Genomic DNA, 10427 nt, shown 5'->3' on the forward strand with positions numbered 1-10427 from the left:
ACACCTGGTCAACTCACCGCCGCCACGTGAGCACGGGTCCGTGACGTGGCCAGGATCCCCGTGGCGTGACAGGGTGTCGAGGTGCACTGCATCGGAATCGACCTCGCGTGGGGCGACCGCGCTCACACGGGCGTCGCCGTGCTCGACGACGGCGGGCGCCTCGAGCTGGTCACCGGCGCCACCGACGACGCCTCGATCGCGCGGGCCCTGGCCCCGTATGCCGAGCGCGACGTCGTCGTGGCCATCGATGCTCCGATCGTGGTCACCAATGCGACCGGAGCCCGCGCGGCCGAGCGCGCGCTGGGGGCGGACTTCGCGCGCTTCGACGCCGGCGCCCATCCGACCAACACCGGCAGGCCGGAGTTCGCCGAGGGTTCCCGGGCCTCCCGCCTGGTCGCTGCCCTCGACCTGACGGTGACCTTGGACCCGCAGACGAGCCGCCGGGCGATCGAGGTTTATCCGCACGCCGCTTCCATCGCTCTGTTCCGCCTCGGCCGGACCCTCAAATACAAGAACAAGCCCGGCCGCTCGCTCGTCGCGATGCGGGGTGAGCTGCTGCGGCTGACCCAGCTGCTCGAGTCGCTCGCGGACGCGACCCCCCGGCTGGACCTGCATACGGCCGCCTGGAGCGACCTGGTCGCCGGCATCGCCGGCGCGACCCGCAAGGCCGACCTGCAGCGCGCCGAGGATCAGGTGGACGCGGTGCTGTGCGCGTATGTCGCTCGGCTGGCCGCGCTCGATCCGCAGAGTCTGGCGACCTACGGTGACGACGCGAGCGGGGTCGTCGTCACACCCCGGCTGCCCGCCGATCACCAGCCCGAGCCCCGCCCGGCCCGCCAACCCGGCCGTGACCGCATCGTCGACGAGGCAGTGCGGATCTTTCGCGAAGGGCACCCGCGACTGGAACGTGCGGCCGCGGCCTATGTGGATCACGTGCGGGGCATCCTCGACGAGGCAGGCATCAACTATCTGTCGGTGACCGGCCGCGCGAAGAGCCTGAAATCGTTCTCGGAGAAGGCGGCCCGCAGCCGAGACGGCCGACCGCTGCACCCCGAGCCGCTCGCCGACATCCACGACCAGATCGGGCTGCGGGTGATCACCTTCCTGCGTCGCGATGTCGCGGCGGTCGCCGAGCTGCTCGCCGGCGAGTTCACGGTGCTCGACGACCGCGATCTGGGGCTGGAGACCGCCGGCGAGGGTCGCTTTGGGTATGCCAGTCGCCACCTGCAGCTCGCCGTCGACACCCCGGGCATCGCCGGCGACGGGCCGCTGACCGCGACCGAGGTGCAGGTCCAGGTGCGGACGGTCCTGCAGCACGCCTGGGCCGAATACGAGCACGCGATCCGTTACAAGGGGTCGATCCCGCTCGCACACGCCTCCGAGCTGGATCGACGGTTCACGCTCGCTGCGGGGCTGCTGGAGCTGGCCGACGAGCAGTTCACCGCGATCCACGAGCAACTGCAACAGGATGCCGAGCTGGTCGAAGAGGCGGACGACACCGCACTGTCCGGCCGCGACCTGGCCGCCTATCTCGCGGGGCACTATCGCGACGCCGGCTGGTCGCGCGAGGACCACTACGTCTGGATGGCCGCGCTGCTCGGCGAACTGGGCATCACCCGGGTGCCCGAGCTGGCCGCGGTCCTCGCCGAGGTCGACGAGGCCGAGCTGACGAGCCGGCTCGGCTACCGCTATCCCGCCGCCGCCGTGCGCCGTCTCGACGATGCCCTGCTCGCCCACTTCGGCGAGCGGTATGCCGCCCTCCCGGGCAACGCCGCCCGCCGCGAGTTGCTCGCGGCTCGCCTCGCGCGGATCGGCACGGCCGGCTGAGCCGGGCCCTTAGGTCGCCGGCTGCAGCTCGCGCAGGCCGGGGAGCACCTGCTCGGCCAGCGTCCTCAAGAAGCGCTCCTGGTCGTCGCCCGGCCCGTGCAGGACGAGTTGGTCGAAGCCGAGATCGGTATAGAACTTGACGGCCTCGACAGCCGCCGAGGGGTCGGAGGCGACGATCCACCGCTTGGCGACCTGCTCGATCGGCAACTCGTCCGCCGCCTTCTCCATCTCGGCCGGGCTGGTGATCGAGTGCTTCTGCTCCGCCGTGAGCGACAGCGGCGCCCAGAAGCGGGTGTTCTGCAGCGCCAGCTCGGGATCCGGATCCCAGGAGATCTTGATCTCGATCATCCGCTCGATCGGATCGCCGGCCCGGCCGGCCTTGGCCCGGCCCTCGGCGACGGCGGGGATCAGCTGATCGGCATACAACTCCCGGCCCTTGCCCGAGGTGCAGATGAAACCCTCACCGTGCCGGCCGGCATACCGCGCCACCATGGGTCCGCCGGCGGCGATGAACACCGGAACCGGGTGCTCGGGACGGTCGAAGATCCGGGCTCCCTCGGTGCGGTAGTAGTCGCCCTCGAAGGTGACCTCGTCCTCGGTCCACAGCCGCCGCATCACCGTGACAGCTTCGCGCAGGCGCGCGAACCGCTCCTTGAATTCCGGCCACTCCCCCACCGCCCCGACGGCGATCTCGTTGAGCGCCTCCCCCGTCCCCACACCGAGGAAGACCCGCCCCGGCGCCAGGCACGCGAGCGAGGCGAACTCCTGCGCGACCACCGCGGGATTGTAGCGGAAGGTCGGGGTGAGCACGCTGGTGCCGAGCGTGACCCGCTCGGTGCGGGCCGCGACATACGACAACCAGACGAGCGCGTTGGGGGCGTGACCGCCCTGCAGCCGCCAGGGCTGGTAGTGATCGGAAACGGTCACCGAGTCCAGCCCCACCTCCTCCGCGAGCACTGCGAATGCCGCGAGGCGGGCGGGGTCGAACTGCTCGGCCGATGCCTTGTATCCGATCTTGAGCGTCACCCTGGTGACCCTACCGGTGCGTTGGCCAACGGGTTCAGTCGTTCAGGATGGCGTCGACCTCGACCTCGACGAGCCAGCGGGGGTCGAGGAGGGCGGAGACCACGACCATGGTCGCGGCCGGCCGGACGTCGCCGAAGGTCTCGCCGTGGGCTTCCGAGACTTCGGTTGCGACATCGGTGCGGGTGATGAACATGCGCGTGCGCACGACATCGGTCACCGCGCCGCCCAGCTCGGCGAGCGCCTCGAGGGCGATCTCGAATGCCCGCTTGGCCTGCGCGTGCGGGTCGAGCACGATGCCCCCGTCAGGCCAGATCGGCGCGGTGCCGCTGACGGCGACGTGATTGCCGACGCGCACCGCGCGGCTGAAGCCGATCGAGGCCTCGTAGGGCGAGCCGGACGAGGCGTGACGACGTTCCATCAGGGATGAACTCTCCTTTGAGCCTGCGTGGGTTTTATGCCGCATCCCGTTGCCCGGCAACGTATTTCAGGCCTGGCCGATGCTCTTCAGGAGCGCCTGGAACCAGTCGACCGAAGGGTCGAAGGGCTTGGCGCCACGGATGCGCGGGAACTCGATCGCGCGCAACTCGTCGCCCTGCTCCTCGTCCTCGCCCACCACGCCGGACTCGCCGCGCAGCGCCGCGTCCACAGCGAAATCGGTGCAGCGCTTGATCAAGGCGAGGTCTTCGTCGTTGGCCGCAGCCGAGCGGGAGAAGTAGCCGGACTTCTGCACCATGGTCTTCTCGGCGCCGATCGCCTCGGCGAACTGCTTGGCGAACCACGCGCCGGGGTTGACCTTGTCGAGTTGGACGTGACCGAAGGCGTCGCGCGGGACATCCTCGCCCGCGGCCTCAAGTTCGGCGATGACGTCCTCGACGCCGGCGCCCTCGGACAGGAAGATGTTGACGCAGCCGAGCTCGTCCATCACGTGGCGCAGTCGCTCCCCCTCGGCCTTGATGTCGATGTGACTCTCAGGCACATAGACGGCGTGGACATCCCAGGCCTCCTTGGACGCCGCGACGACGCCGGGGAGGTATTCGCGCCCGGCCATCCGCTCCCGATAGCGGCGCGCGGTCTCGGCGGTCAGCCACCCGCAGTGGCGACCCATGACCTCGTGGATGATCAGCATCCGCGGGTTGGAGGTGTGCTCGCCGATGATGTTCTCGGCGTAGATCGCCCCCTGCTCGGCCGCGGTCCAGGCACCGAGGGTCTGCTTGATCGGCACGACGTCGTTGTCGATCGTCTTGGGCATGCCGACCACCTGCAGTTCGTAGCCGTTCTCGTGAAGGTAGGCCGCGAGGTCGGCCGCCGTGGTGTTCGTGTCGTCACCGCCGATGGTGTGCAACACATCGACGCCGTCCTTGGTGAGCTGGTCGGCGGCAACCTTGAGCGGATCCTCGCCCTCTTGGACCAGCCCGCGCTTGACGCAGTCCTTGACATTGGTCAGCTTGACCCGGGAGTTGCCGAGCGGGCTACCTCCGAAGCCGTGCAGCAAGTGCGCCCCGGCGCGCACCTCGGGGGTGACGGTGATCGAGTTCCCGGTGAGCAGCCCGGCATACCCGTCGAGATAACCGATGATCTCGACCTCCGGGGCGAGTTCGGTGTAGCGCTCGATCAGTCCCCCGACCGCACTGGACAAGCACGGGGCGATCCCTCCGGCAGTGAGCATGGCAACCTTACGAACCGGCATGACGAGACCCTTTCCTGGAGTCGACGAATCGTCTGCCTCCCATCCAAGCACTCTCCCGGCGCGTCGGGAAACGCGTCCCACCTCACTCCGGCAGGGGCCTTCGCGGAGGAGCTACTTGGTGCAGGGCCGCTCGATCGTGTCGGGCTTGGGCTCGGGCCGCGGGGCCGGCTTCGGGATCTCCGCCTCGGGGGTCAGCGCGGCGTAGTCGTTGCCGAGGACCAGGTCCAGCGAGGTGTCCTCGCGGGTGTCCGTCACGAGGCGAGCACCCGGAATGTGTTGCAGCAGAACGTCTGCCGCGTCGGCGCCTTCGGGTCCGTGCCGGATCACCGCGACGTCGTCGGGCAGGAACGACATCAGCGGGTCGTTGCCGACGGAGCCGAGTTCGAAGCTGCGGTCGCGCAACGCGTCGCCCACCTCCCTCGCCAGGCCTTCACGGTATGTCGTGTTGTAGACGTTGACGGTGATCTCACCGGGCAGCGGCGGCGGGGCGGGCGGCACGTAGCTGAGTCCGTTGAAGCCGTAGCCGATGACGAGTTCGACGCCGGTGCCGGCCCTGCCGTCGTTCCAGGCGCGGGCCCCCGGGATCTGGGCGGCCACGAGGAGCGCCTGGTCGAGCCCCTGCTTGCCGTGATAGACGAGGGCGGACCGCTTGATATAGACCCCGTCGGGAGCATTGGTGACCTGGGTCACCGTGAAACCGCGCTTCGTCAGGTCCTTGGCGACCTTGGCGCCTTCGCCCGGGGTCTCGTTGGAGTTCTGGACCTCGATCTTGAAGGAATCGCGAGCCGGGGCCTCGACGACCGTGGGTTTGCAGACGGCGGCGGGTTTGCGGGTCAACAGGCCGGCGCTATAGGCGCCGCCGACGCTGACCGTGCCGAGGATCAGGCTCGGGAGGGTCACGAGCAGGGCAAGGCGACGGCGCTGCCGACCGCGGTAGCTGCGGCGGGCGTACTCAGGCGCGGTCGGCATGACCATCCCCATCTGGTCGAGTAGCTGGCGTCCACCATGGTGCCTCATGAGTCACACGAAGCACTAGAGCAACACGATGACGATCGGGGTCGCCTTGATAACGAGTCGGTGAATAGCCGGCATTCACGGCACCGAACGGCCAGGAGTGGGCCTGTCAGCGCCCGGTGCCGGCGTAGACGACGGCTTCCTGGTCAGTGTCGAGGGCGAAGGCGGTGTGCACGGCCCGGACGGCCTCGTCGAGGCGATCCTCGCGGGTGATGACCGAGATCCGGATCTCGGAGGTCGAGATCATCTCGACGTTGATGTCGGCGTCGGCGAGCGCCTTGAAGAAGGTCGCCGACACCCCGGGGCTGGACTTCATCCCGGCCCCGACGAGCGACAGTTTGCCGATGAGGTCGTCGTGCAAGAGCGAGACGAAGCCGACCTCGCCCTGGATGCGCTGCAGGGCCTGCATCGCGGCGGTGACCTCGCCCTTGGGCAGGGTGAAGGAGATGTCGGTCAGGCCGGTCTCGGTCGCCGAGACGTTCTGGACGATCATGTCGATATTGATGTCGGCATCGGCGATGGCGGCGAAGATGGTCGCGGCCATGCCGGCCCGGTCCGGGACGCCGACGACGGTGATCTTGGCCTCGCTGCGGTCGTGCGCGACGCCGGCGATGATCGGGGCTTCCACGGGTTCTCCTTCGGGAGCGGGCTGGTCGGTGACAAAGGTGCCCTCCTTGTGTGAGAAGGAGGAGCGGACGTGGATGGGGATGCCGAAGCGGCGGGCGTATTCGACGCTGCGCAGGTGCAGCACCTTGCTGCCGCTGGCCGCGAGTTCGAGCATCTCCTCGCTGGTGATGCGGGCGATCTTGCGCGCCTTGGGCACCACGCGGGGGTCGGCGCTGAAGACGCCGTCGACGTCGGTGTAGATCTCGCAGACGCTGGCGTTCATGGCGGCGGCGAGCGCCACCGCCGTGGTGTCGGAGCCGCCCCGGCCGAGGGTGGTGATCTCCTTGGTCTCGCGCGAGACGCCCTGGAAGCCGGCGACGATGACGACGTGGCCCTTGCCGATCGCCTCGGTGATGCGGCCGGGGGTGACGTCGATGATCTTCGCCTTGCCGTGTGTGGTGTCGGTGATGACGCCCGCCTGGCTGCCGGTGAAGGAGCGCACGCTGTGTCCCTGGTCGGCGATGGCCATGGCGAGCAGGGCCATGGAGATCCGCTCACCGGCGGTCAGCAGCATGTCCATCTCGCGCGGCGGCGGCATGGGGCTGACCTCGTTGGCGAGGTCGAGCAGCTCGTCGGTCGTGTCCCCCATGGCGGACACGGCGACGACGACGTCATTGCCGGCCTTGCGGGTCTCGATGATCCGCCGGGCGACGCGCTTGATGCTCTCGGCGTCGGCGACGGAGCTGCCGCCGTATTTCTGGACGACCAGGGCCACTGGCTTGCACTCCCGTTGTCGGTCGGTCGGGAAAGGACGCCCTGATGGTAGGCGACGCCCGGTATGCCGTGCCCGCGCCGTTCGCGACTCGGGCGCGCGGCTAGGGGTGCAGGGCGTCGAACTCGGCTTCGGCGACGAGGTCGTCGTCGGCGTCCAGGCGCACATGCGCCAAGAGACCGTGCAGCACGCGTAGCGCCATCGCGGCCCGCTCGCCCCAGTCGGAGAGGTAGCTGAACTGCCACCACCACAGGGCCTCGACCTGGTTGCCGCGTGCGAAGTGCTTCAGGCCATGGTCCAGGGCGCCGACGATGACCGAGAAGTCGGTGGCGAGGGAGCCGGTGGTCAACTCCGTGGAGGTCACCGGATCGACGAGGTCGGCATACTCGTCCAGGCCCTCGAACACGTTGGCAAGCGCCGCCCGGAGTGCGGCCAGATCGGTGTCGTCGCCGTCGTCGGGCTCGTAGCGCTCGTCAAGGACGATGTCCTGGATGGCGCCGAGCCGGGCGCCGGTGGTGAGGATGTCCGCGGTGGCGAGCAGGGCGAGGGGTAGCGCGGCGTCGGGCGCCGAACCGGAGGCGATCTCGGTGATGGCGGCGATGAAGTGGCGCGCCTCCGACGCGGTCAGCCCGGCCAGTTCGGCCAGGTCGGCGTCGCCGCCGACGCGTGGGGGCGGCTGCATGCTCGTCAAGTCAGGCATCGATCAGTCTCCGTCCTTCGAAGGCGCGGCCCAGGGTGACTTCATCGGCATACTCCAGGTCGCCGCCGACCGGCAACCCGGAGGCGAGGCGGGTGACCCGGATCTCGAAGGTCTTCAGCTGCCGGGCGAGGTATGACGCGGTGGCCTCCCCCTCGATATTGGGGTCGGTGGCGAGGATGACCTCGGTGATCTCGCCGTCGCCGAGCCTGGCCATCAGCTCCGCGATCCGCAGCTGCTCGGGGCCGACGCCGTCCATCGGGCTGATCGCGCCACCGAGCACGTGATAGCGCCCCCTGAACTCGCGGGTGCGTTCGATCGCGACGACGTCCTTGGGCTCCTCGACCACGCACACGGCGTGTCCGTCACGCCGCGGGTCCTGGCAGATCCGGCACAGCGCAGCCTCGGCGACATTGCCGCACAGGGTGCAGAAGGTGACCTTGTCCTTGACCTCCGAAAGGGCGGTGATGAGGCGCTGGACGTCGGCCGGATCGGCCTGGAGCAGGTGGAAGGCGATGCGCTGGGCACCCTTGGGGCCGACCCCGGGCAATTGCCCGAGCTCGTCGATCAGGTCCTGGACCACACCTTCATACACACCGGCAAGGGTAGGCGGTGGGGCCGACAACCGCCCGGCGGCGCGGCGGGCGTCATACAGTCGGGTATGCCGAACAGCCGGGGTATGCCGCGCTCTCGCCTCCTCCCGCTGCTCACCGTGCTGGGTCTGGCCGGCGTGACCGGGTGCGGCGACCCGCCGCCTGCCGCCGACGTGGCCCCCGTGGAGGTGGTCCTGCCCGGCTGCACCCTCAACCGCGACTCCGTGGCCGTCGGCACCCACGAGTTCTCCGCCGCCGGGACGGGGTATGTCGTGGTGACCGGCGCGGACAGCACAGTGCTCGCCGAGTTCGCCGCCCCCACGACCACGCCCGCGTCGGTCACGCTCACGGCCTCCGGTCCGCTTACGGTGACCTGCCGTGCCGCCAAGGACGCCGACTCCGGCGCGACCGCCACCTTGACGGTCAACGCCGGGAATTGACGCGGGGCCGGGTGCCTCCCACGGTGTTACCCGTCCTCACACGGTGTTACCCATCAGGAATGGTGGTGATCACAACAACTCGTGATGGTTAACGCCGTCGAAGGCCTAGGCAATCGAGTGCGCCTGCGCTCGACAGCGATGGCACCGACGGCTGACACGGCGGCATCGTCAGGAGGATTCGTCCTCGCGCCAGATCACGGTGCCGCCCAGGACGCGCTCGACGACGGGCTGGCCGACCTCGCCGAGATCCATCAGGTCCTCGTCGTCGGCGCTGACCAGGTCCTCATCACTGAGCCCGGCGGTCGGGTCCATCGTGGCAGGGTCCGTCGTGGCGGGGGCCATCGTGGCAGGGTCCGCAGTGCTCGGGTAGGCAGTGCTCGGGTAGGAAGTGGTCGGGTAGGAAGTGGTCGGGGTCCAGGCGCTCGGATCTGCGGAGGCGTTGGCGGAAGCGTTGGCGGCGGCCCCGGCTGGTTCCGGCTCGGGGCTGGCCGTGGTAGGCGAACTCCGACCGGGGGAGGACTGCGGGGACATCCTCTCGGTGGGGACGGCGGCGCCGGCGGCCGAGTGGGCGGAAGCAGCTGAGTACGGAGCAGCTGAGTCAGGGGCGGCTGACCCTGGCGCAACTGAGACGGAGGCAGCTGAGGCCAGGGCAGCTGAGTCGGGGACAGCTGAGTCGGAGGTGGACGCAGCCGGTCCGGCGCCTCCGGACGCCCAGCTGGGGGCGCCGGAGGCCGGTCCGCTCCCCCACGCCGGCCCGCCCTCCGACCAGTCACGGCGCATTGCGGGGTCAGCACCGGGATCGGGCGGTCCACCAGGTTGGGTCCGTCGGCCGCCCGCGACGGATGCTCGCTCAGGTCCGCCATGCTCACGGTGGGAGGACTCGGCGGCGCGATCCGGCCCGTTGCTCCCGGCCGGCGCGCCGGGCCCCGGCGAACCCGAGGCGACCGGCTGTTCATCGCGTGTCGATTGCCACTGACGGCTGTAATCTCCTCGCGGGCCAAGCACATCGGAGCCGTTGCGGGCACCACCGTTGCTGGTGCCAGGACCACCCCCACGACCATCACGACGACCATCACCGGGTCCGTCGCCACCGCCGGGACCTCCCGCGCCACCGGTGCGCGCGATCGCGTCGACCCGGGCGTCGAGGCCGAGGACGTCGATCAGCGCTTGCCGGACGATCTCGGGGTGGATGCCGGAGCGGAAGGTGTTGGCGAGCCCCACCGTGCCGATGGACAGGACCAGCCGCTGCCCGTCATAACTGTCGACCTGGGCGTGCTCGGACAGGAAGGTCCATGTCGTCCGCTTGAGGGTGAAGATGCGGGCGAGCACGTCGGGCCACGATCTGCGCAGCGCCTCGAGGTCGAGCCCTCCCGGCCCGCGGCCACCGCCCGCGGATGCGGCGGCATCCGGTCCGGGTGCCGGTGCGCTTGGCTCGGGTGACCCCATCCGGATCCGGGGCCGCGGCCCGGCCGGTCGCTGCTGAGGCTGCCCACCCCCTCTGGCCTGCTGGGGCTGCTCCCCATCCGGGCCGGCATCGAGACGACCACCGGACGGGCCGGAGACGGATGGCGCAGCGGCGTTCGCAGCTTGCGTGAGAGGCGCCGTTCCCGGCTGCGATGCGGCTGGCCCGGGCGGTGGCGGATCAGACTGCCGCGCTCCGCCGTCGGGCTGCGGGGCAGCAGGCGGGTTCGGGCCGGGCTGCTGTGGCTGGGCCTCGCCTCTCGGCTGGGCCTCGCCTTTCGGCTGGGCCTCGCCTCTCGGCTGG

10 protein-coding genes are annotated in these 10427 nt (G+C 70.0%); 2 read left to right on the forward strand and 8 right to left on the reverse strand.

Annotated features, from left to right (window positions below; genetic code table 11):
- Nucleotides 1-81: 81 nt before the first annotated feature.
- The gene (locus BN11_RS00990) at nucleotides 82-1827 is read left to right on the forward strand and encodes a DUF429 domain-containing protein (protein WP_048693272.1); all 1746 of its coding nucleotides are present in this window, start codon (nucleotides 82-84) and stop codon (nucleotides 1825-1827) included.
- Between the two features lie 9 nt (nucleotides 1828-1836).
- Here the strand turns inward: BN11_RS00990 and fgd are convergent, their stop codons facing one another.
- The 7 genes from fgd to recR all read right to left on the reverse strand — a co-directional run bounded on the left by fgd (nucleotide 1837) and on the right by recR (nucleotide 8224).
- Complete coding sequence (gene fgd, locus BN11_RS00995) at nucleotides 1837-2853, reverse strand: glucose-6-phosphate dehydrogenase (coenzyme-F420) (protein ID WP_048693275.1); 1017 nt, start codon at nucleotides 2851-2853, stop codon at nucleotides 1837-1839.
- A gap of 34 nt (nucleotides 2854-2887) precedes the next feature.
- Nucleotides 2888-3271 carry a RidA family protein gene (locus tag BN11_RS01000; RefSeq protein ID WP_048693277.1) on the reverse strand — a complete coding sequence of 128 codons (384 nt, stop codon included), beginning with the start codon at nucleotides 3269-3271 and terminating at the stop codon, nucleotides 2888-2890.
- 66 nt (nucleotides 3272-3337) lie between these two features.
- Nucleotides 3338-4540 carry a pyrophosphate--fructose-6-phosphate 1-phosphotransferase gene (locus tag BN11_RS01005; RefSeq protein ID WP_048693280.1) on the reverse strand — a complete coding sequence of 401 codons (1203 nt, stop codon included), beginning with the start codon at nucleotides 4538-4540 and terminating at the stop codon, nucleotides 3338-3340.
- Nucleotides 4541-4651: 111 nt separating this feature from the next.
- A complete protein-coding gene (locus BN11_RS01010) occupies nucleotides 4652-5509 on the reverse strand; it encodes a LytR C-terminal domain-containing protein (protein ID WP_162213135.1) in 858 nt (285 codons plus the stop codon).
- Between the two features lie 154 nt (nucleotides 5510-5663).
- Entirely contained in the window at nucleotides 5664-6935 is a 1272-nt protein-coding gene (locus tag BN11_RS01015; protein WP_048693288.1) for an aspartate kinase, read from the reverse strand.
- A gap of 100 nt (nucleotides 6936-7035) precedes the next feature.
- The gene (locus BN11_RS01020) at nucleotides 7036-7632 is read right to left on the reverse strand and encodes a DUF5063 domain-containing protein (RefSeq protein WP_048693291.1); all 597 of its coding nucleotides are present in this window, start codon (nucleotides 7630-7632) and stop codon (nucleotides 7036-7038) included.
- Complete coding sequence (gene recR / locus BN11_RS01025) at nucleotides 7625-8224, reverse strand: recombination mediator RecR (RefSeq protein ID WP_048693294.1); 600 nt, start codon at nucleotides 8222-8224, stop codon at nucleotides 7625-7627. The genes BN11_RS01020 and recR overlap by 8 nt, the downstream gene beginning before the upstream one ends.
- A 66-nt stretch (nucleotides 8225-8290) precedes the next feature.
- Here recR and BN11_RS01030 point away from each other — a divergent pair, with 66 nt between their 5' ends.
- Nucleotides 8291-8662 carry a hypothetical protein gene (locus BN11_RS01030; protein WP_157043917.1) on the forward strand — a complete coding sequence of 124 codons (372 nt, stop codon included), beginning with the start codon at nucleotides 8291-8293 and terminating at the stop codon, nucleotides 8660-8662.
- 168 nt (nucleotides 8663-8830) lie between these two features.
- Here the strand turns inward: BN11_RS01030 and BN11_RS22320 are convergent, their stop codons facing one another.
- Nucleotides 8831-9004, reverse strand: coding sequence for a hypothetical protein (locus BN11_RS22320; protein ID WP_157043918.1), 174 nt, complete (start codon nucleotides 9002-9004; stop codon nucleotides 8831-8833).
- Nucleotides 9005-10427 lie beyond the last annotated feature (1423 nt).

It is taken from the genome of Nostocoides australiense Ben110 (genome assembly GCF_001050535.1).
Classification (GTDB): domain Bacteria; phylum Actinomycetota; class Actinomycetes; order Actinomycetales; family Dermatophilaceae; genus Nostocoides_A; species Nostocoides_A australiense.